General features: G+C 56.5%; 21 protein-coding genes and 1 tRNA gene. 6 read left to right on the top strand and 16 right to left on the bottom strand.

The features are described 5' to 3' along the window. Window positions 1-4 precede the first annotated feature (4 nt). The 4 genes from AC2FH2_RS01350 to AC2FH2_RS01335 are packed head-to-tail and all read right to left on the bottom strand — an operon-like array spanning window position 5 to window position 3,307. Entirely contained in the window at window positions 5-1,039 is a 1,035-nt protein-coding gene (locus AC2FH2_RS01350; RefSeq protein WP_496822615.1) for an LLM class flavin-dependent oxidoreductase, read from the bottom strand. A 12-nt stretch (window positions 1,040-1,051) separates the two neighbouring features. Continuing rightward, window positions 1,052-1,960, bottom strand: a complete 909-nt coding sequence (locus tag AC2FH2_RS01345; protein ID WP_496822614.1) for a flavin reductase family protein — start codon at window positions 1,958-1,960, stop codon at window positions 1,052-1,054. Then, window positions 1,957-2,736, bottom strand: coding sequence for an alpha/beta fold hydrolase (locus AC2FH2_RS01340; RefSeq protein WP_271946763.1), 780 nt, complete (start codon window positions 2,734-2,736; stop codon window positions 1,957-1,959). The genes AC2FH2_RS01345 and AC2FH2_RS01340 overlap by 4 nt, the downstream gene beginning before the upstream one ends. Continuing rightward, entirely contained in the window at window positions 2,708-3,307 is a 600-nt protein-coding gene (locus tag AC2FH2_RS01335; protein WP_496822612.1) for an amino acid synthesis family protein, read from the bottom strand. Before AC2FH2_RS01335 ends, AC2FH2_RS01340 begins: the two co-directional genes overlap by 29 nt. Before the next feature lie 108 nt (window positions 3,308-3,415). Here AC2FH2_RS01335 and AC2FH2_RS01330 point away from each other — a divergent pair, with 108 nt between their 5' ends. The 5 genes from AC2FH2_RS01330 (at window position 3,416) to AC2FH2_RS01310 (ending at window position 9,397) form a co-directional block, all read left to right on the top strand. After that, window positions 3,416-4,264 (top strand): LysR family transcriptional regulator, encoded by an 849-nt coding sequence (locus AC2FH2_RS01330; RefSeq protein WP_281972198.1) that lies wholly within the window; start codon window positions 3,416-3,418, stop codon window positions 4,262-4,264. An 85-nt stretch (window positions 4,265-4,349) separates the two neighbouring features. Then, window positions 4,350-5,600, top strand: coding sequence for a sarcosine oxidase subunit beta family protein (locus AC2FH2_RS01325; RefSeq protein WP_496822610.1), 1,251 nt, complete (start codon window positions 4,350-4,352; stop codon window positions 5,598-5,600). 14 nt (window positions 5,601-5,614) lie between these two features. Further along, on the top strand, window positions 5,615-5,902 hold the full coding sequence (locus AC2FH2_RS01320; protein ID WP_271946753.1) for a sarcosine oxidase subunit delta: 288 nt from the start codon (window positions 5,615-5,617) through the stop codon (window positions 5,900-5,902). Then, complete coding sequence (locus AC2FH2_RS01315; protein ID WP_496822608.1) at window positions 5,899-8,844, top strand: sarcosine oxidase subunit alpha family protein; 2,946 nt, start codon at window positions 5,899-5,901, stop codon at window positions 8,842-8,844. The genes AC2FH2_RS01320 and AC2FH2_RS01315 overlap by 4 nt, the downstream gene beginning before the upstream one ends. After that, window positions 8,837-9,397, top strand: coding sequence for a sarcosine oxidase subunit gamma (locus tag AC2FH2_RS01310; protein WP_496822606.1), 561 nt, complete (start codon window positions 8,837-8,839; stop codon window positions 9,395-9,397). Before AC2FH2_RS01315 ends, AC2FH2_RS01310 begins: the two co-directional genes overlap by 8 nt. A 7-nt stretch (window positions 9,398-9,404) precedes the next feature. Here the strand turns inward: AC2FH2_RS01310 and AC2FH2_RS01305 are convergent, their stop codons facing one another. After that, a complete protein-coding gene (locus tag AC2FH2_RS01305; RefSeq protein ID WP_496700184.1) occupies window positions 9,405-10,409 on the bottom strand; it encodes a GlxA family transcriptional regulator in 1,005 nt (334 codons plus the stop codon). 43 nt (window positions 10,410-10,452) lie between these two features. After that, the gene (locus AC2FH2_RS01300) at window positions 10,453-10,701 is read right to left on the bottom strand and encodes a hypothetical protein (RefSeq protein WP_142634203.1); all 249 of its coding nucleotides are present in this window, start codon (window positions 10,699-10,701) and stop codon (window positions 10,453-10,455) included. A 211-nt stretch (window positions 10,702-10,912) separates the two neighbouring features. On the opposite strand from AC2FH2_RS01300, the gene AC2FH2_RS01295 reads away from it, so the two are divergent. Further along, window positions 10,913-11,791 (top strand): LysR family transcriptional regulator, encoded by an 879-nt coding sequence (locus tag AC2FH2_RS01295; RefSeq protein ID WP_496822604.1) that lies wholly within the window; start codon window positions 10,913-10,915, stop codon window positions 11,789-11,791. Between the two features lie 3 nt (window positions 11,792-11,794). Here AC2FH2_RS01295 and AC2FH2_RS01290 read toward each other — a convergent pair whose 3' ends face one another. From AC2FH2_RS01290 to AC2FH2_RS01245, 10 genes are all read right to left on the bottom strand, one after another. Next, window positions 11,795-12,472 carry a YrbL family protein gene (locus tag AC2FH2_RS01290; RefSeq protein WP_281972203.1) on the bottom strand — a complete coding sequence of 226 codons (678 nt, stop codon included), beginning with the start codon at window positions 12,470-12,472 and terminating at the stop codon, window positions 11,795-11,797. A gap of 40 nt (window positions 12,473-12,512) precedes the next feature. Continuing rightward, window positions 12,513-13,922, bottom strand: a complete 1,410-nt coding sequence (locus AC2FH2_RS01285) for a hypothetical protein (protein ID WP_496822603.1) — start codon at window positions 13,920-13,922, stop codon at window positions 12,513-12,515. Further along, window positions 13,919-14,668 carry a methyltransferase domain-containing protein gene (locus AC2FH2_RS01280; RefSeq protein ID WP_142634211.1) on the bottom strand — a complete coding sequence of 250 codons (750 nt, stop codon included), beginning with the start codon at window positions 14,666-14,668 and terminating at the stop codon, window positions 13,919-13,921. Before AC2FH2_RS01280 ends, AC2FH2_RS01285 begins: the two co-directional genes overlap by 4 nt. Before the next feature lie 9 nt (window positions 14,669-14,677). After that, window positions 14,678-15,064 carry a GtrA family protein gene (locus AC2FH2_RS01275; protein ID WP_496695215.1) on the bottom strand — a complete coding sequence of 129 codons (387 nt, stop codon included), beginning with the start codon at window positions 15,062-15,064 and terminating at the stop codon, window positions 14,678-14,680. Then, on the bottom strand, window positions 15,061-16,020 hold the full coding sequence (locus tag AC2FH2_RS01270) for a glycosyltransferase family 2 protein (protein ID WP_496822601.1): 960 nt from the start codon (window positions 16,018-16,020) through the stop codon (window positions 15,061-15,063). The genes AC2FH2_RS01275 and AC2FH2_RS01270 overlap by 4 nt, the downstream gene beginning before the upstream one ends. Before the next feature lie 363 nt (window positions 16,021-16,383). Next, window positions 16,384-16,473 (bottom strand) — tRNA-Ser (locus AC2FH2_RS01265). Between the two features lie 88 nt (window positions 16,474-16,561). Further along, on the bottom strand, window positions 16,562-18,988 hold the full coding sequence (locus tag AC2FH2_RS01260; protein ID WP_282027444.1) for a DUF3772 domain-containing protein: 2,427 nt from the start codon (window positions 18,986-18,988) through the stop codon (window positions 16,562-16,564). Further along, window positions 18,988-20,022, bottom strand: coding sequence for a cysteine synthase A (locus tag AC2FH2_RS01255; RefSeq protein WP_142634220.1), 1,035 nt, complete (start codon window positions 20,020-20,022; stop codon window positions 18,988-18,990). The genes AC2FH2_RS01260 and AC2FH2_RS01255 overlap by 1 nt, the downstream gene beginning before the upstream one ends. A 66-nt stretch (window positions 20,023-20,088) precedes the next feature. Continuing rightward, on the bottom strand, window positions 20,089-21,207 hold the full coding sequence (locus tag AC2FH2_RS01250; protein ID WP_496822599.1) for an NUDIX domain-containing protein: 1,119 nt from the start codon (window positions 21,205-21,207) through the stop codon (window positions 20,089-20,091). 28 nt (window positions 21,208-21,235) lie between these two features. After that, entirely contained in the window at window positions 21,236-21,676 is a 441-nt protein-coding gene (locus AC2FH2_RS01245) for a TrgA family protein (RefSeq protein ID WP_142634225.1), read from the bottom strand. Window position 21,677: the final 1 nt, after the last annotated feature.

The raw sequence follows: 21,677 nt of genomic DNA, 5'->3' as shown, positions 1-21,677 counted from the left end.
TTCCTCACTGAAAGGCTGGCATGACATCGTCGATGAACCGCGCCAGAGAGGCACGTTTTCGCTCGTTCGTCATCCCGCTGTCGACCCAGAACGAAAACTCATCATAGCCCAAATCTTCATAACGTTTGATCCGGTCGATAACCTGCTGCGCTGTACCAACCGTCAGGTCGCGCGCCAGCTTATCACTTGTGTACATCTGGTTGGCATCCATCTCGTCCGGGGTGATCCGTTGGATCAACCCTTGCTCGACCGGGCGTTTGTTCATGAACCAGGCACCGAAATAGTTGTAATACCGGCGCAATTCCTGAACGCCTTGCGCAACATCGTCTGTGTCCTTGCCAACATATGTATGATGCAACAGCATGATTTTGGGGCGCGGTCCGGTATGGCTGTCGCAGGCTGCATTGAAGCGGTCCATCAGCGTTTCAATCTCTTCCATGCCCTGCCACAGGGGGGTGACCTGGATGTTAAACCCGTTGTGGACACCGAATTCATGACTATTGGGGTCCCGCGCCGCGATCCAGATCGGCGGACCGTCTTTCTGAAACGGTTTCGGCGCAGATGTGGTTGCCGGGAAGGAATAAAACTCACCCTCATGCGCACAATCGCCCTGCCAGATCTGCGGAAGCAAAGGGGTTGTTTCCCGCATCCGTTGGCCCGCTTCCCAGGCATCCATCCCCGGCATCAGGCGCTCATACTCATAAGAATATGCGCCGCGTGCGATCCCCAGTTCGATCCGGCCTTTGGTAATCTGATCTGCCGCGGCGGCCTCTCCGGCCAATTTGATCGGATGCCAGAACGGGGCGACTACCGTACCCGTCCCCAGCCGTACATTCCGGGTGTGATGGGCCAGATCGACTAGCGAGATAAAGGGGTTGGGCGCGATGGTGAACTCCATCCCGTGATGCTCACCCGTCCAGACGGCGCGCATCCCGCCCTCGTCCGCCATTTTCACAAGGCTGACGAATTCGTCATACAGAACGTCATGCGGCTGATCTGGCGACAAACGTTCCATATGGGCAAACAGGGAAAATTCCATTGACCTGCTCCTTTATCGTAAGCTGTGAATGTCGCCTTGCGAGGCGTCACCAAGGTAGAGAGAGAAATCCCCCTCTTTGGCTTCCATCGCATAGCGGGTCATCATGTGGCGGACACCGCCGGACACGTATTTCAGGTTCGGAAGGTCATCCGTTCTGATCCATTCGGCGCCCTCAAGCGGCGTTGGTCGGGAACAGCTGGCCAGAAAATAGGTGTAATGCTGCTTTGTTTCCGCATCGTCGAATGAGGAATAGACCTGTTCGACCTCGACCTTCAGTCCACGTTCTGACAAGCCCTGGGTCAATCGGTTTCGCTGCCCACCCCGCTCGACCCCGGAGATTTGAACGGGACGATAGGCACCATTGCTCTGCTCCAGCAAAACATTGTCATCTTTGCGGATGATCGCGCCGCATATCGTCGGTACCATGGCGTCGATTTCACGTTCGAGCCCCAGGCTGAAATACGACCCTCCGACATATCCAAGACCCTGCCCGACCGAGTGCGAGAACTCTGCCACCTCACCGATCAATAAGGTATGATCACCGGCGGGAAGGACCTGATGGGTCTTGCAGCAAAACTGCGCCAGCGCCCCGTCGATTAGGGGTAGATCAAAAAGGCCATTGCTGTGCGCGACCTTTGCAAACCGGTCCCCGTTATACCCAGCGAAAGTGTTCGATATCTCTTGCTGTCCATCTGCAAGCACATTCACCGCAAACCGGGTGCAGTTGGCGAAAATTTCGTGGCTGGACAGAAACTTCCCCGGACACACCAGCAGCAATGGCGGGTCAAGTGACACAGACGAAAACGAGTTTGCGGTGAACCCGACCGGCGCACCGTGCTCGTCCCGTGCCGTCACCACTGTCACCCCGGTCATAAAGCTGCCAAAGGCGTCACGCAAAGCTCGGGGGTCCATACTTGTCATGGCTGGCACCCCCCCACAAATTCCAACAGCTGTGCGTTTACTTCGGCGGGATGAGTCATCGGCAACATATGTGCGGCACCTGCGATGATTGACGCTTGTCCCGAGGGAACCAAACGCGCCATGTCCCGAGACATTTCAGGCGTCGAATTCGGCTCATCCGCGCCGGTCATGAACAAGGCGGGACAAGCGATACGGGCCAGTTCATCATCGGAAGGACCGTCCGTTTCGGCAAAAGCGGTATACGCGGATTTGTAGGCCGCCGGATCAACCTCAGTTAGCCAGCGCCTGCAGGCCTGTCGCTCGGCGGACGAGGCTTCGCCAAACCAACGTTGCAACGTGACCGTGGGATCATTTGGCCCCGATACCTCCAAGGCCGAGGCACGTGCGACGACGGCCTTGTGCGCGGCAACCGGACGCCGATGGATCGCATTCAATGCCGCAACGCCAAGAACGCTATCTGGCACATCCGCCGCCAGTCGGAGCGCTATCAGGGCGCCCATTGAATGTCCGATCAAGACAGCGGGCTCTGTCAGCACGGACGCCGTGCGGTGCACGTAGGCCTCCAAGCCAGTCGGATGATCAAAGCTCGACTGACCATGTCCTGGCATATCCGGGCACAAGACACGATACCCCGCGGCGACCAGGGCGTCGATCTGCGCGCCCCACGCCTCGGCCCGCAGGCCAACCCCGTGCAGCAGAATAACCAGCGGCCCTTGGCCCTGATCAATCACCGCCAGGGTGCTGAGTTCAGACCGAGGCCGGGTTGTCCACGTCATGGCCCAAATCCTTGAGGTCCTGATAACGGTCGCCGATCCGATGATGAGGACGGCCCGAGGTTGCGCCACCCAGCACGACCACAATTTCATCCGCGCGCGGTGCGTCGGGGATTGCAAACTGCAGCGTCAGATAATGCGATCTACGCCCGGCATCATTCTTGTCCATCATGGGCACCATGATCGGAGTGTTCGCCGGACCGCGGGTATTGGTGAAGGACAGATAGGACTTGGCCCCAACCGCTTGACGATAGTAATTCCCGAAATGCAGCGTGTGGATCAGGCCCGAGGCATGTTCGACCTCGCCATCCAGCCCAACAACCGCCGCTTTGCCATAGGCTTCGATCATCTCGCCGCCACCTGCAAGCGTGACCATCCGGTCAGTCAACATTTGCCCCAGCACAGGCCCATAGGCCAGAATTTCCGGTCTCAGATCCTCGACATACCGGCCAGCCCAGGGGTTCGACACAACCACCGCAACGGCAAACATGCGCCACGGGCGTTCCGCTGCCCGAAACCCTTCAACCAGAACCTCTTCGTCGAAAGTCACTATTTTTCTGATATTTGGCTGCACTGCCCTCTCCCCAAATCTGCTTGAGGAAATATCACCGTTAGAAACATCTTTTGACAAACGAAAGAACTTGAGCCTTAGGTGTTAACAATACTAATAGGTCAGTTACCGATGGCAAAAACACTCCCTCCTCTAACATGGTTTCGGTCGTTCGAAGCGGCCGCGCGGCGGCTCAGTTCGACCGCGGCGGCAGATGAGATCGGGTTGACGCAATCTGCAGTCAGCCAACAAATCAAAGCCTTGGAAACCCGGCTGGGCGTTGTCCTGTTCCACCGCCATGCGCGCGGCCTGTCTTTGACCGATGAAGGGCGGAAGCTGCTGCCACAGGTCGAGGCAGCCTTGGATATGTTGCACTCCGCAGCCTCACCCTATTTGGCCGAAGAAAAAGCTCGCCATATCACGGTGGCAGCCTCTATCAGCATCATCGAATGGGTCATCTCGCCGGCATTACCCGAATTTCAGGCCCAGCACCCGGAAACCTCACTCCGATTTGTCAGCACGATCTGGCCTGACGAATACGCAGCATCGCGCGCCGATATTGAGGTACGCTTTGGTTCAGAAAAACAAGTCGGGAAAAATGCGAAACCGTTGAATCCCAATCGCCTTGTCCCGGTGGTGTCGCCGAATCTAAGCGGCAATTGGCTTGAACTGCCCCTGATCGAATCCGTTGGCACATCGGACAGTTGGGCGTCATGGGGTGAAATCACCGGCCAGAAACTGCGCAAGCCATCATATTTTGTGGATTCCTATGGCCTCGCCCTGCAACTTGCCGTTTCAGGCAGCGGTGTTGCGCTGGTGAATTCTATCATCGCAGAGCAAGCCCTGAAATCGGGCAAAGTCCGCCTTGCCAGCAAAGATTCCGCACCCGCCTGTGAGGGCTATTTTTTATCCGTCCTTCGCAACTCAGCCGAGGTATCGGATTTCACCGATTGGTTTTCCGGCCTTATTTCTTGTGCCTGAGGGTCTGATTCAGACACACCCATGTCGCATATGGGGATATCGCTGCGCTCGAAAATAATGAAGTTTGGAAGAAAAGGTCCGATTCATGAGATATTCCGGCTTTCGAGTTATCAAAGAGGCGCTAACCGGCCACAAAGGGTGGAAACCGGTCTGGCGTGAACCTGAACCTAAGGCCCATTACGACATCATCGTAATCGGTGGCGGCGGGCATGGTCTGGCAACCGCGCATTACCTTTCCAAAATCTACGGCCAACGAAATGTTGCCGTAATCGAGAAAGGCTGGATCGGTGGCGGAAATGTGGGCCGGAACACCACGATCATTCGCTCGAACTACCTGCTGGATGGGAATGAGCCGTTCTATGAGTTCTCGCTGAAGCTGTGGGAAGGGCTCGAGCAGGACTTGAACTATAACGCAATGGTCAGTCAGCGCGGTATCGTCAATCTGTTCCATACAGACGGTCAGCGTGACGCCTATACGCGACGTGGCAATGCGATGATCCTGAACGGGGCCGATGCCGAATTGCTGGACGCAGATCAGGTGCGGCGCGAACACCCTTATCTGAATTTCGACGACGCTCGCTTTCCGATCAAGGGCGGCCTTGTTCAACGGCGTGGAGGCACCGTGCGCCATGATGCGGTGGCCTGGGGCTATGCCCGGTCAGCCGACCTGCATGGCGTCGATATTATCCAGAACTGTGAAGTTACCGGGCTGCGGATCGAAGATGGCAAATGTCTTGGGGTCGAAACAACCAAAGGCTTTATCGGCGCGACCAAGGTTGGGTGCGCAGTTGCGGGCAGTTCGGGGCGCGTTATGGGGATGGCCGGACTGCGCCTGCCTATCGAAAGCCACGTTCTGCAAGCCTTTGTATCTGAGGGGCTAAAGCCTGTCCTGCCCAGTGTCATCACCTATGGCGCGGGGCATTTTTATGTCAGTCAGTCCGACAAGGGCGGGCTGGTGTTCGGTGGCGATCTTGACGGCTATAACACCTATGCCCAACGCGGCAACTTGCCCGTGGTCGAGGATGTTTGCGAAGGTGGCATGGCATTGATGCCGATGATCGGACGCGCCAGGTTGCTGCGGATGTGGGGCGGCGTGATGGATATGTCGATGGATGGCTCACCGATCATTGACCAAACGCCGGTCGAGGGCCTCTATTTCAACGGGGGCTGGTGCTATGGCGGGTTCAAGGCCACTCCGGCTTCGGGCTATTGCTTTGCGCATCTGCTTGCAAAAGACGAACCGCACCCTGTCGCAACGGCCTATCGGTTGGACCGGTTCCGCACCGGCCGGATGATCGACGAAAAAGGCGCGGGCAATCAGCCCAACCTGCATTAAAGGGGACACCAGACATGATAATCAACCACCCCCTTCTTGGGCCTCGTGATGCATCAGAATTCACCTATCTGGGTGACGCCGCGCTGATTGATCGCCCCGATTGGCAGGCGGAAAATGCCGTCGAGGCCTTTCACGACTATGCCTATCTGCGCGACAACCCGGCAGGCGAACACCGAGAGCTTTGGTACCACGAAACAGGTGACCGATCCTGGCTGGTCGTCACGCGCAACACGCTCACCCACGAGATTTCAAAGGTGGAACTGGCCCGCGATGTGGCCCGCGAACGGGGGCGCTCCAAATGACGCAGGTGAACCGGCTGAACGGCGGACAGATTGACCGCAACACCACGCTGAACTTCCGCTTTGACGGGCGCAGCTATACTGCGCATCCCGGCGACACGCTGGCCTCGGCCCTGTTGGCCAATGATGTGCGTCTGATCGGGCGGTCTTTCAAATACCACCGCCCGCGCGGGCTTCTGACCGCCGGATCCGAAGAGCCCAACGGCCTGGTCGAACTACGCTCGGGTGCCCGCAAAGAGCCCAATACCCGCGCAACAACCATCGAGATGTTCGAGGGGCTTGAGGCGCGATCACAGAACCGCTGGCCCAGCCTGAAATTCGACGCGCTGGCCGTGAATGACATGTTTTCCAACTTCCTGTCTGCGGGTTTCTACTACAAGACTTTCATGTGGCCTGCAGCCTTCTGGGAAAAGCTGTACGAGCCTACAATCCGTCGCGCAGCCGGGCTTGGATCGCTTTCGATGCAAGAGGACCCGGACGAATACGACAAGGGCTTTCGCCATTGCGATCTGCTGATCATCGGTGCCGGACCAGCCGGGCTTATGGCCGCTTTGACCGCTGGTCGTGCGGGCTCGGACGTCATTCTGGCGGATGAGGATTTCGCCCTGGGCGGTCGCCTGAACAGCGAAACACTCACCATAGACGATGCTGCGGCGTCTGACTGGGCGGCGCAGGCTGTGGCCGAGCTGTCCGCGCTTCCCAATGTGCGCCTGATGCCGCGCACCACGGTGATCGGCGCGTTTGACCACGGAATTTATGGCGCGGTCGAGCGTACGGGCGATCATCTGCCCAGCCTGCCCGCAGGCAAACCCCGGCAAATCCTCTGGCGTATCTATACCCAAAAGGCGCTGCTGTGCGCAGGCGCGACCGAGCGGCCAATCGCATTCGAGAACAATGATCGCCCCGGCATCATGACAGCCAGCGCCCTGCGGACCTATGCCAACCGGTTTGGAGCAGCGGCATCGCAGCGCGTCGCCGTCTTTACCAACAATGATGACGGTCACCGCACCGCAGCTGATCTGCACGCCAAAGGTGTTAAAATCACCGCAGTGATCGATGTACGCAAGGACGCACCTATCAGCCACGATTACGAAGTTCTGCAAGGCGCGCAGGTCACAAATACCAAAGGCCGCCTGGGGCTGAGCTTTGTCGAAGTCGCCCTGCCCGATGGCTCAACCCGGACATTGGAATGCGGTGCCTTGGGCGTCTCGGGCGGTTGGAACCCCAACGTCCACATGACCTGCCACCAGCGCGGCCGCCCCGCATGGGATGAGACGCTGGCCGCCTTTGTTCCCGGCGCGGACCTGCCGGTAGGCATGTCCGTTGCCGGCGCGGCAAACGGCGATATGTCTACCCACGGTGCGTTGCGCTCTGGCGCCGAGGCCGCAATCGTCGCTTTGGACCTGACCAACGCCAAACCCGATCTGCCCGAGGCCGAGGACGCACCCATCGCGCAGACCCCATTCTGGTACGTTCAGGGCTGCAAACGCGCATGGCTGGACCAGCAGAACGATGTGACGGTCAAGGATGTCCGTCTCAGCTATCAGGAGGGCTTCCGTTCGGTCGAGCATCTGAAACGCTATACCACGCTGGGCATGGCCACGGACCAAGGCAAGACCTCGAATATCGGCGGGCTGGCGATTATGGCCGAGCTGGCCGGTAAGTCGATCCCCGAGACCGGTACCACCATCTTCCGCCCGCCCTATACCCCCGTCCCGATTGCTACTTTCGCAGGCCGGATGAAGGGCAAAGAGTTCCACCCTACCCGCCTGACGCCCTCACATCACTGGGCCGAAGAACGCGGCGCGGTGTTTGTCGAGGTTGGCAACTGGCTGCGCGCGCAGTGGTTCCCCCTGCCCGGCGAGACCCATTGGCGCGAGAGCGTGGACCGTGAAGTGCGTCAGACGCGTGCCTCGGTCGGGGTGTGCGACTGCACGACATTGGGCAAAATCGACGTGCAGGGTACCGATGCGGCAGCGTTCCTGAACCGGGTCTATGCCAATGGTTTCGCCAAGCTTGCGGTCGGCAAAACCCGCTATGGCCTGATGCTGCGCGAAGATGGCATGGCGATGGATGATGGCACAGCGGCAAGGCTGGCCGAGGATCATTTCGTCGTCACTACCACGACCGCAAATGCCGTAGTCGTCTATCGCCACATGGAATTCGTGCGCCAGTGCCTGTGCCCGGACATGGATGTGCAGCTGATATCCACCACAGAAGGATGGGCGCAATATGCAGTTGCCGGGCCCAATTCCCGTAAGCTGCTGCGAAAAATCATCGACCCGGAATTCGACATCTCGAATGAGGCCTTTCCCTTTATGGCCTGTGGAACCATCACCGTGTGCGGCGGCCTTCGGGCGCGGCTGTTCCGGATTTCCTTTTCAGGCGAGCTGGCATTCGAAATCGCGGTTCCCTCTCGCTATGGCGACGCATTGATGCGCAGGCTGATGGCCGAGGGCGAAGAGTTCGACGTTGTCCCATATGGCACCGAAGCACTGGGCGTCATGCGGGTCGAAAAAGGCCATGCTGCAGGCAGCGAGTTGAACGGCACCACAACCGCCCTGAACCTGGGAATGGGCCGCATGGTGTCCAAAAAGAAGGACAGCATCGGATCAACCCTGTCGGAACGCGAGGCACTGAACCAACCGGATGCACTGATGCTGGTGGGGATCAAACCGTTGGAGCCTGAAAACAAGGTAACCGCCGGTGGCCACCTGATGAAGAACGATGGCCCGGTCGATGCGGCCCATGATCAGGGCTATGTCACCTCAGCCGTCTACTCACCCATTCTGAACAGTAGCATTGGGCTGGGATTGTTGAAAAACGGCGGCGACAGGCTGGGCGAAAAAATGCGCCTTGTCTCTCCGCTGACGGACCTGACGGTCGAGGTGGAAATTGTCTCGGCCCATTTCGTTGACCCGGAAGGAGAACGTCTGCGTGGATAATCTGGTTGCGATAACCGCCCTCGGCGCGGCTGACCCTCGGGTAGACACGGTTGGGCCTGTCACCTGTTCCGAGATACCGGACGTGGCGTTGGCATCAGTCGCGGCGCGGCTCGGTCAGGAAACAGCGGCCAAAGCCGCATTGAAGAAACTAATTGGCGCTGAGGCACCAAAGGTCCAGAGGTTTGAAGGAACCGCAATCACCGCCTTTTGGGCGGGGCCAGAGCAATGGATGGTTGAAGCACCGCATGACACGCACGAGGACCTTGCTACGCAAGTAAAATCTGCCATTGGGTCTGCGGCCTCTGTCACTGAACAGACCGATGCCTGGGTGCGTTTCGACTTGGCTGGTGCGAACATTCAAGCAGTGCTGGAGCTTTTGTGCCAGTTGGATCTGCGCATATTGACTAAGGGAACGGCGGCGCGCAGCTCGATCCACCATATTGGCTGTTTCGTGCTGTGTCGTAGTTCGGATCACTACAGCCTGTACGGTCCGCGCTCATCCGCCAAATCTCTGCACCATGCGATCCTGACGGCGATGCGATCGGCGCTTTAGTCAGCGCCTAGACCGAGGGCAAAGGGGCGTTATCCTCAACCCGGAAACGGTTGATGCGGCGCCTGTCCTCGCTGGGGCTCAGGCCAAAAGCCGACCGGTAATGCGTCACCAAGGGCGCGACAGATCCATAGCCGACAGCGGCCGCGATCTGGGAAATGGGGTCTTTGGTATAAACCACCATCTGCCGCGCCGCCTTCATCCGCATTGCGCGGTAATAATGGCTGGGGCTGTGTCCGGTTGCCTGTTTGAATGCCCGCTCGATCTGACGGGGCGTGACGCCCATTTGTTTCGCAACTTCGGCAATCGAGATCGCTTGACCTATATTGGCGGCAAACATTTCAACGCTGCGTGAAACAAGCGGTGGAAGGCGGTCTCCCGTTCTCGGCGCTGTCGCATTGGGCACCTGCTGACGCACTGCCGCACCGCGCATCATCGGATGTTGAAACCAGCACGCAACCTCATGCGCAATGTCACCGCCCAAGCGATCGTGAACCAAATGCAGTGCCAGGTCGAACCCTGCCGCTGCACCGGCGGCGGTATAGCGCGTCACGGTGCGCACGATCACTTCGCTCCGGGCGTCCATATCGGGAAACTCGGCCTCAAATGCCGCCTCATAGCACCAGTGGACCGAGACCGGCTGACCTGCCATTGCACCGGATCGCACAAGGGGGAATACGCCACCGCTGATCCCGCCCAGAACTGTTCCGTGCCTCCCAAGACCACGCAGCAAGGCATTGCCGCTAACAGCGTTGCCAAAGACCGAAGACGGGCTGCTAAGCAGGAATAAAATGTCGATATTCCTGCAATCCGCCAACGCGCGATCTGCTTCGAACCCAACCCCTGCGCTTGACTGAACCTTTTGGCCACGTTCAGAAACCAGCGACCATCTAAACGCTTGATGACCTGCGATTTCATTGGCCGCCCGCAGGGGTTCAATCACCGATGTCAAACAAGCCATCGGAAATCCATCAAACAGCAGAAAGCCGATATCGATTCTGTCCTGATCCGTCATAGATCCGTCCTAACAAGTTCCTGGCGGCAACCCTACACCAAGTTTAGGCCCAACGGATCAGTCCAATAATGGCAGAGGTCGCATAGAACGCCTGCAACAGCAAAAACGTCCAGCGCCGATCAATCAATGCCCATGCGGCAAACAGCGCCGAGGACACCAACAGTAGGGAGAATCCAAGAATCTCAGCGCCAATATTCGAAGCAATCAGCAAGGCATAAGCCATAGCCAGAACCGATCCGGTGATCTCAAACAGTGTTGTCAGGCGGCGGTTAGCTGTTCTGTCTTCCGTCATCAGTTACACTTTCCTTTGCCGAAAGAAGAAGACAGCGTCAGCAGACCAGATTTGCATGCCGACTGATGTTCGAAGTCTGTGATATCCTCCGGGTACAGATTGTTCATTTCGAAGCTCCGCGTACATTGTGTTCGCGATACCTAATCTGACATTTGCCTTTGCCGCAAATGAATGATTATCATTCAATGATCAAAATCTGTCATGGGAAATCATGAACGAACGTTTGGAAATAGACGCCTTGCGCGCGCTGCTCGCAATCGCAGCCTATGGTGGTGTGACCCGTGCGGCCCGACATCTGGCGCTTTCGCAATCGGCAGTCAGCCATAAGATCGGCCGTTTAGAGCGCGCACTGAATTGCAAACTGCTGACTCGCCGCAAAGGTGCCCCCCTGTTCACCGAAGACGGGCTGCGTCTTTGTGAATACGCCCGTCGAATTACCACTCTGCATGACGAAGCGGTGGCCTCACTTGGTAACAGGCCGCTCACCGGCCACTTGCGGCTTGGCATGACCGAGGATGCGACAACCAGCGGGATCGCCCAAATTCTTGGACGTTTCACGCGGCTGTACCCCGATGTTCGCGTACGAACCCGCACTGGTCAAAGCCTGAATGTTCAGGATTGGTTGAAGGCCGGTGAATTAGACTTGGCGGTGATTCAGATATTTCGCAACGACGTGCAGCCCGAAGATCTGATCCTGTTTCAGGATTCCCTTCATTGGGTCAAATCACCCGACTATCGTCTGAATCTGTCAGAACCGGTTCCGTTTCTGTCCTTTGACACACAGTGTTTCTACCGAAGGTGGGGAATGGAAGACAGTCAGCAGCAGGACCACCGTTTTGACAATATCCTGGAATGTCCAAGTGCAGCAGGAATCCAGTCGGCTGTTCGATCTGGGCTGGGCATAGCGCTATTGAACGGGATGCACATTACACCTGACATGGAAGTCATCAACGATGTCTTTCCTACCCCTCCAGAGCTTGCCTATGTCGCACGGGTTCAGATGAACAACCGCAACGCCGTGACAAAAGCCCTGATTGCGGAGATAGCAAAAGAAGTCGAACGCGCGTTTCCCCTGCGCGTAGCAGTTTAGTGGTCAGGTCTTCATTAAACCAAAGCCACTCGACATCCTCTGTCGCCGGCGGTCGATTGACTTGCGAAACGCTGTTTCGCTGACCAGTGACAGCGGAAAAAGAACCCTCTCGCCAACGCCGTCAATCACGGTCAGCTTGCCGCTTCTTTCCTGCGCACGAACGATGTTTTCGAACCCCATGTCACCCACAATGATCCGGCCGCTTTCGAGATCGTCAAACAGTTCCATCAATTCAGCATGAAGACGTTCACGTCCGGCGTGATCCTTGGCCAGCGCGACGCGTTCCGAATGCAGGGTTGGCGCAAGATCTCCGTCCGGGCCGGTCAGTTTTTCCACCACTATCGCCGGGCCCGCTGATGTTGGCGCATATCCCATGAATTGCGCCAACCTTTCGATCTCAGGGCATCCACGGTTGAGCGCCGCCAGATATTCGTTTGCTTCGCGGTTCCATTGGCGCAGATTGCCATAGCGCCATTCGGCATAACGCGGCAGAAAATGGCTACGCACAGGTTCGTCCACCCGCACTTTCAGCAGCGCCCCTTCGACCTCGGGGTGCTGATAAATCAGGTAGTTGCGACTTTTTCGCAGGGGTTTGTGGTCGCTCAGGTCAATCATGTCCGGGTGTTCCAACAGGGGTTGGGGTCTGTGTCCTTGAATGCCGGACAGCCCAAGTGGGCGCATTCATAGAATTTTCTCAAACCTGTTACAACTCACCTTTTGATCAGGGCCCCAGATTGGGACGCGGCAAAAGGATAAAGGCCTGGTCACCAGTTGATGCGACAACAGGCGTCGAGACCCAGTCGCCTGGATCGAACGGAGGTGTAATCCCATCGCATCTATCGGGCTGCTTCCAGCACATGATGATCTCGGCCCCGGTCAGATAGTTTAACCGCAACCGCAGCCCCCGTTCGAATTGAACTCTGGCGTCTGCCGCGCCATTCACGCCAAGAAAATGCCCATATATATATACGGTTTCGACCTGTTCAGGCAGGCTTTGCGCCAATGCGCGCGTTGCTTTTTGCCAAGGCGGGATGAACATAAACGATGTTTTGCCAATGAGCATCAAATTGATCATCAACACGCACATCAACAAGACACGCGAAACACTTAACCATCTTTTTGAAGACTGCAGAAACTGAACCCCACACGTGGTGAGCACGACTCCAAACAAGATCCAAAGCCAGTTCAATGCCCGAACAGGGACCTGCACCCCCGACATAATCGCCTTGAGGATAAGCGGTGCCAGACCAGCAAGTGCAGCCATCAGGATCGCGACGGCAAACAGCCGTCTTCGGGTAAACAGGAACCCCCAGGCACCTGCAAATAGGGCCAAGAGCATCAACCCATAGCTGATTGTCCCTCCGCCCATTGTATAGATGATGGATCGGAGGAATACTTTGACCTTGGTAAGGTTCAGCATCAGGTCATCGACCGAATTGACTTCGTTCGGCCCACGCCATTCAGCAACCGGAATACCGAATATGCCATGGTAGAAGTAGTTCAGGGTGTAAACACACAGCAGCGCCAGAACCAGGCTGACAAAGAAAATGATCAACGTAACAGCGACGTTTGTATAGGTTTTTGGTGCCTTGTTTGACAGTAGGATCAGTGTCAGCAACAGGAACGGATAGGTCGTGTAGGCCATGAAGGATAAGGGCACTGCCAGAACCACCAGGGCCAGCGACACACGATGCGGAAGAAACAGAACTGCCAGGCTGTACAAGGTGATAACCCAGATCCCCGGCAGCAACGTGTTGAACCAGTATGAAATCAGGAATGCTGGAACCGAAAACGCAATGAATAGCGCAAGATAACCTTTGTACCAGATCGGGTCCGAACGCTCCATGATCGCGGCTGCTGCCGCAGCCGAGAACAAGCCCCAGGCTATGTTATAGAGATACATGCTTATTTGTGAGGGCCATAGAAATGGCCGGAACTGCCACCAGTAGTTCAACCAACGACCTTCATCCAAGGCCTTGTGGTAGGCAATCTCGGTCCAGCCCAGCAGTGCCGGGAAATCATCATGACGTACGAAAGGGTCGAAAAGCTGTGGCCAGTTGATCAGGAGCAACGCAGCGGTGCAAAGCAGGGACAGAAAAAGAAACTCCTGCCGAGGTGTTTTTTCGGTCATGATTTGTCGCCATATGACCTTGCAATAACAGAGGCCCGGACCTGCGCGATCGCGGTGACAGCCGACCGGGGCAAGGCACGCACAACCAGCTTGCGTAGGGTCCAGCCTAAACTGCCGACCTCTTTCAACGCGCCGGGCGCGACTTTGGTATCCAGCACGTCCTGAGACAGCCGGACTGCCCCTGATTGGTTCGCATAGAGGACAGAATTATACCGATACCAGGGTTCGATCGATTGATCCCCGAACATCTCAGGCCGCAAACAATCATAGGCCGTGTATCCCCGTTCAGCGAACAAACCCTGCCAAAAGGACAGGCGCTGTTCATTTATGTGAAACTCGCCGCCCTGCCCCGGAACGGCGGCTGAGAACAGGACCAGATCGCTATGTGTGGTCAGGCTCTGAACCAGGCTGGCCGACGCGTCATGCGGCAAGTGTTCACCGACCTCAAGCGACTGAGCCAAATCAAACTGGCGTCCAAGCTCGACCGGTTTGGACAGATCTGCACCGATAAACGCCTCAGCCGGTATCGCAAGCTTGTCACGATCCACATAGTCGCCATCGACACCGGCAATATCCTTGCAACCCGCGGCCTGCCACTCCGACAGCCACACACCCCGCCCGCAGCCAAAGTCCACGACACTGTCCGCAGAGATTTTTCCTAGAAGGCAAGCAATTAGCCTGTTTGCGGACCGCCGGGCGCCCTGGTCAATATAGTCAAAGAACTCGTTTGAATAGATATGCGACATTGCCAATCTCTAGGTTGAATTCTGCGGTTTATAGACCCACAGTCGTAGGAACGCGAAGTTGATCACAGGTAGAACAACTACAACGACAGCGGCCGAGACAACTTCGCTCAGGCCAAAACGAGGGCCGGCCAGTCCGGTAATCGCAGCTGAAACCAGCAGCCCAATTCCGACCATGCAAAGAAACCGCCCAAACTGTGCAGGAACCACCAGCGCCTGCCCGAAGGTCCAGACTGTTTGCCCAATATATTGGATCAGGATTGCGGACCCAAAAGCCAATGCATTGGCGATCCAGGGCGAATGAAACACGCCCAACAGGCCCAGATAAGCCAGCATGTAGTAACCAGCCACGCCTAAGCCCACGATGGCAAACCGGATTATGCGGCGCCGTTCGTTCATTTCTGCGCGGTCTTCTCTTCTACTATGGTGTCCGAAATCTCTGAGGTCTCTTGATCTACAAAATAGAGTGGTCGGTTTTTGGCCTCGATATACAGACGTCCGAGATATTCCCCCATGATTCCAAGCGTCAACAGCTGGATACCCGAGAAGAAACTGATCACCAGAACCGTCGACGCCCAACCCGCAACCGCGTTGTAAAGGATCAAGGACCAAAAAACGTAGACCGCCATCAGCGCGGCGATAATCAGTGTCAGAAAGGCCATTCGTGTGGCGATCTGCAGCGGTTTGATCGAAAAACTCGCCAGTGCATCAAGCGCAAAGCGGATCATCTTGGACATCGGGTATTTGGTCTCGCCCGCGATCCGTGGGTCGCGGATGTATTCGATCCCGATTTGACGGAAACCAACCCAAGCGAACATGCCCCGAACGAACCGCGCGCGTTCAGGCATACTCAGAACCGCATCCAGCGTCCGACGGCTGACAAGCCGGAAATCGCCCGTGTCATTTGGAATGGGTACGTCCGAAAGCCGGTTCAATATGCGGTAGAAACCATGAGCTGTTACTTTCTTAAACCAACTTTCGCCTTTTCGCTCACTCCGACGCCCATAAACCACATCATAACCCTGATCCATCATCGCCATCATGTCCGACAAAAGCTCCGGCGGGTCTTGCAGATCGGCATCCAACATGAATATCCGCTGCCCTTGGGCTGCATTCAGCCCCGCTGTCAGAGCGATCTGGTGACCGCGGTTTCCCGATAGCTTCAAACCGCGAATACGCGGATGAAACTCGCTTTGGGCACAGATTGCGCGCCATGTTTCGTCATTAGACCCATCATCCACCAGAATAATCTCGGATTCGGCGTTCCACTGTTCAGTCGCAGCGATCAGGCGCTCCACCAGTAAGGGGATCGACTCCTCTTCGTTCATGCATGGAATGACGACAGACAGTAACATCTAACCTCCGGGCGCGATTTTACGGCGCACCTATCGCAAAACGGACCAGCCAAGGAATAGCGTTCACTTGGCGTTGTAGATGTATTGATATCCCAACAGACGCATCAGCGAACAAGCCGAGCGCCGAGTTTTCACCTGTAGTTACCCAACCGACACAGGAATAGGCCCTACCCAACAGTTTGACTGCCTCGCATCCTGAAATTCCCTTGCCTGCAAGAAACAGTAATTCTGGGCCATCTAAATTGGATGAATTCGCTCAACATGGGTTATGTGAATCGCTTACCGAGCCTTTTTTGCTGGGGGGCTCCAAAACAATGTCTGAGATGTGAAACACCTAAGCGTCCAAGACAAGAGCTGGTGTTGTGGCGGAGAGACAGGGATTCGAACCCTGGAGACGGTCTCCCGCCTACACACTTTCCAGGCGTGCGCCTTCGACCACTCGGCCACCTCTCCGTGCGGGCGTTATTTGGACTATCGCCTGGGGATTTGCAAGGCCCGATTAGTGTAAAATTCTCTGGCTCGTTTCAGGCCCGAACTTGCCTCAGGGTTCGTCACCATCACCGTCGGAAAGATCAGCCTCGGTCAATTCGGCGGGCGAAGAGGCCGGGGGCGCTTTTGCCTCTGAAACAGGCTCAGATGGGGGCATTTGCGCGTTATCTGACGATTGAAGAGCCTCGGGGTTTCGCAGCCAGACATCACGCTGAGCAAACGGTATCTCGATCCCCTCCTCGACAAAGCGGCGATTGATCTCATGGTTCATGTCGGACTTCACCGAAAGAACCCAATTCACATCCCGCAAAATGGCGCGGATTTCAAAGTCCAGAGAATCCGCACCGAACCCCTGAAACACAACGTTGGGTGCCGGATTCGCCAATACCATCGGATGTGCGTTGGCGATTTCGCCCAGGATTGTCTCGACCACGCGGGTATCGGTACCATAGGCCACCCCGACCGGGACAATGACGCGTCCGATCGTATTTCCACGGGTATAGTTGGTGACAACACCGCTGATCAGGTCCGAGTTCGGGACAATGACATCTGTTCGATCGAAGGTCTCAATCCGGGTCGAGCGTACCGAGATGTCGCGCACATAACCCATCATCCCGTTTACGTCGATCCAATCGCCTTTTGAGATCGGGCGTTCGACCAAAAGAATAATGCCGGACACAAAGTTCGAGACAATGGTTTGCAGACCAAATCCGATCCCGACAGAGAGCGCCCCGGCCACGATGGCCAGGGACGACAGATCGAAACCCGCAACCATGATGGCGACCAAGGCTGCCAGGAAGATACCGACATACCCCGTCCCTGAAACAATCGCGTTTTGACCACCGGGATCAATGCTCGTCTTTGGCAGCAAAGAGGTCCGCAACCCACCCTGCAGGGCGCGTGTCAGTCCGTATCCGATCAGGAAAACCACCAGAAAAGTAAAGAAATTACTGGGCGAGACTGTCACGCCCCCAATGTCGAACCCCAAAAGAAGCCGCGACCATGCCTCTAACAAATCGGTCTCGCGTGCGCCCCAGATCAGCGCCAGAACCGGCAGGGCCAAAATGGCCATGGCAAAGCCAATCAGAACCGAAAACAATGTGTCCCGGGCTGCCTCGCCCTTGCGGGTTATCAATCCGTAAACCGAAGTCAGGAATCGTTGAAGGATGATCAGTGCGGCAATCAGGATCAACGATTTTACCGCTGGAAAAACAATGGCCTCAGCCGCGTTGTTATAACCGATGGCGGCCAGAACTGGGCTGACAACTCCCAACAGGAACAATGCTCGGCGCAAGAATTCGACCAGCTGGATGACCCCGGTTCCACGGGCATTGCCATCAGGTTCTGCCTGCACCTCGGCAAGCCGTATCTGCCGCGCACGCAACAGAACCAGAGCAGTTGCAAGAATAACTGGGAAGCCCACAACCGCGCGCGTCGCATCCGAAGTATTCTCGATCTGTTCGAAAAGGTTCCCAAGATCATGCAAAATGAGAAAAACGGCAAGCAGATCCAGGTAGATTCGAAGCTCGGTGATCCGCTTTGGCGAGAGCTTTCTGAAACCCCGCGCCTGCTGCATTACATAGACCTGACGACCAATCCAGTCGTAGTACAGAACAATGGCCGCCCAGAACGGTACGTTTTGTATCAGAAGGGTTCCCCGCAATCCCAATATCCCCGTCAGGACGACGGCTTTTACCAGCAACAAAACACCCAGCCATGGCAGAATTATCCGAAACAGCGATGTCAGGAATGTCCATACGCCAGTTCCCTGCCCCCCTATGGTACGCAGATAGTTCCCAGCAGCCTCGGACCAACGTTTTCCATAGCCCAGCAAAACAATGGCCACAAAGACCAGCAAAAGAATTCCAAGCCCCTGTTTGCGAAGCTGCTCATGCACCACGTCCGTTTGGTAGTTCTGCACAGCCTCGTTGAAAAGGCTTCGGCCCGCTTCAGTCAGGTCAACCCAGGCTGGCCGCCAATAGCTGGGGTTCAGTGGCGATGGGCCGCGCTCCAACAGCTCTTTTTTCTGCCTATTTCGCAGGATCTGGTCAATTTCTGCGATCAGTCCGTTGGCGCGACTGAAGGCCTCGTCGGAAATGATATGCGGCACCCGCAGCGCGTTCAGTTGGTTTTCAAGATGTGAACGCAGCGTAGCAATGTCTTCCGGTTCGGTTGCATCACCTTCCGGTCCGGGACCCAAAGCCTTGATCTGGCTTTCCAGGGTCTGGATACGTTCGGTATTTGCACCACGCGCGCTGTTGAAAACATCTCGATAGGTATGAATTTCCGATCGCAGATTTTCCAGCGAAGCGTTCGAGGCCCGATTGGCCTCGATCACATCTTCGGCCCGATCCGCCGTTTTCACCCAACCCTGATAGTAGTCACTTTGCCGATCCGAAAGCTGTGCCGTTGCAGGACCAGACAGAACTGCAAACAAAAGTGAAACAAGGGCCAGAAACAGGCGGACCTGCCGCAACATCATACGTCCTCGAAAACGCCCGGAATGCTACGCGGCGCCTCGGTCATCCAATCAGGAACAGGCAATTCTTTTTCGCGCAGGAATTCCGGGTTGAACAGCTTGGATTGATAGCGCGTGCCATAATCACACAGGATGGTAACAATGGTATGGCCCGGACCCAGATCCTTGGCCAGGCGCACGGCGCCAGCCATGTTGATGGCGGTCGATCCGCCCATGACCAGACCTTCGTCGCGCAGAAGGTCAAAGATATAGGGCAACGCTTCGTTATCCGTCATCTGATAGGCGAAATCCGGTTTGAACCCCTCAAGGTTCTTGGTGATCCGCACCTGCCCAATACCTTCCGCGATCGAGCTTCCCTCCATCGCGATCTCACCGGTTTTGTAATAGGAATACAACCCGGCCCCCATCGGATCGACCAATGCGATCTTGACGCCTTTGGGCTGCAGGGCCTCGGCCACACCGGCCAACGTGCCACCTGAACCAACCGCACTAACAAAGCCGTCGACCTTACCGCCGGTTTGCTCCCAGATCTCGGGGCCGGTGGTCTCGACATGGCTCTGACGGTTGGCGACGTTGTCGAACTGATTGGCCCAGATTGCGCCATTGGGTTCCGTCTGCGCCAGTTCTTCAGCTAGACGGCGAGAGTAATGTACAAAGTTGTTCGGGTTGCGGTACGGCGCTGCCGGGACCTGAACCAACTGTGCACCCGCAAGACGCAGCATGTCTTTCTTTTCTTCGGACTGGGTCTCCGGGATCACGATCACGGTCTTGAAGCCCATCGACGCCCCGACAAGCGCCAGACCGATACCGGTGTTTCCGGCGGTGCCTTCAACGATGGTGCCCCCAGGTTTCAGGTCGCCCCGTGCTATGGCATCGCGAATGATATAAAGAGCGGCACGGTCCTTGACCGATTGACCAGGATTCATGAACTCGGCCTTGCCAAGAATTTCACACCCGGTTTCCTCACTGATACGGCGCAGCCGGATCAACGGAGTTTTCCCTACTGCGTCGGCAAGGTCTTTCGCAATGCGCATGGCGCCCTCATTTCTTTACGTATCAACGAAGATTTACAGATGCTACGCAACAACCACAAGCCGCGATCACGCCCCACGCAGCCTGTCTCTGTTCCGAGCTAGCCAATGCGCCAGTGACAATAGCGGCAAATCCTTGAACCCATGCCCGTCGACTTGATCCATGAACTGAGCATAGGGAATGATTTTGGTGCGGATATCCTCACCTTCCGAGGCCAACCCGCCATCGTCTATCGTTTTCTCAAGATCGGCCAACCCTACGTAAAGATAGACGTATTCGGTGGACGATCCGCTGGACGAATAGGCCTCTCCGGCAAATTCAAGCGACTTGAGGTTGATCTGGGCTTCTTCCATCGCCTCACGCCGCGCAGCCTGTTGCGGCGTTTCACCGGGGTCAATCATGCCTGCAACGGGTTCCCACATCCACGGCTCGGGGTCTTCGATCAGGAAAACTGGCGTCCTAAATTGTTCAACCAAAAGCACCGCATCGCGCCCCGGATCATATGGCAGAACCACCACAGCACTGCCCTGCATCAAGCCGTTGCGGTTCAGAACCGACCCCATCGTGCCGTCATTCCTTCGGTGTTGAAGCTGAACCTCCTGCATGCCGAAATAGTCAATATAGGCATGGGTATGCTCGTGTACGATCACATCCTTCTTCGGATCACGCGCGTCACCGGTTCCGCGTTTGCGTGCACCCAGCTTGGCCCAGGCGCGGGTTCGGATCGACGGAAAACTGCGCGCGATCTTGACGGCATCGGCCTTGCCGTAATAGCCCATGACCTCTTGCGCGGCGGTTAGGGTCAGATCCCCCCACGCGTCTGCCCAGTCCTGCAAGGACCATAGCTCACCGGGCGACCACAGGTCAGGCTCGGGAAAGAACACGCTGACTTCGACAACAGAGCCATCGGGCAATTCAACGGGCTGCCGCTGCAGATCATAATCAAACCCCCCTTCATAGAAAATCAGTCGCCTGAAATCCTCGGGTTCGAGGCCCTGAACCAGAAGGCCATCCGCAACTCCCCCACGTTCTGGCTGGATCATCGGAAATGCCTCGTCGCGCACGCTGTAAATCGCGTGATCCTTCAGCTTGGCCTCTGACAAAGTCAGGCGTGACAGCGGACGGCCAAGCACCAGTTGCAGCAGTGGCAGATGCCGAAGCGTGCCATAGAAAAACAGATCGTTCACAAGGGTATCTCGCGTTGGTATTTGGGTGCTAGCGCCAGCGGCGGCTTGCTTCTTCCGTCGCCAAACCGGCGATAAGAGCGCCAATAGCCAAAGTCCACAGAATTTCCGGAGCTAACAACTGTTCGCCATATCCAACGCCAATCTTGAATATCGCCATAAGGGCCTCGAACGGGCCGTCATATCGGTGGCGCATGGCCAATCGGAACATCTCATAGGTGCCCTGAACGAAAAGACCCCAAAACACCAGCGAGGCAATGCCTGTCAGTCCGTTATTGACGGCAGCGGTCCACCCTTTGCCGGTTCGCTTACCCATGATTTTCCAACCACACGCGACCCCAAGGGCCATGTTGACGACAGTGAAGTAGCCATAGCTTTTGCCTTCTTCACCATTTGCTATGATCATGCTGGAAACCAGAAATGCCACCACCGCCAGACAAAGGGCTGCGACAAGACGTGAGGCGCTGGGCATT

The organism is Ruegeria sp. YTSA105 (genome assembly GCF_059610225.1).
This window is presented reverse-complemented; position numbering and strand designations above follow the sequence as displayed.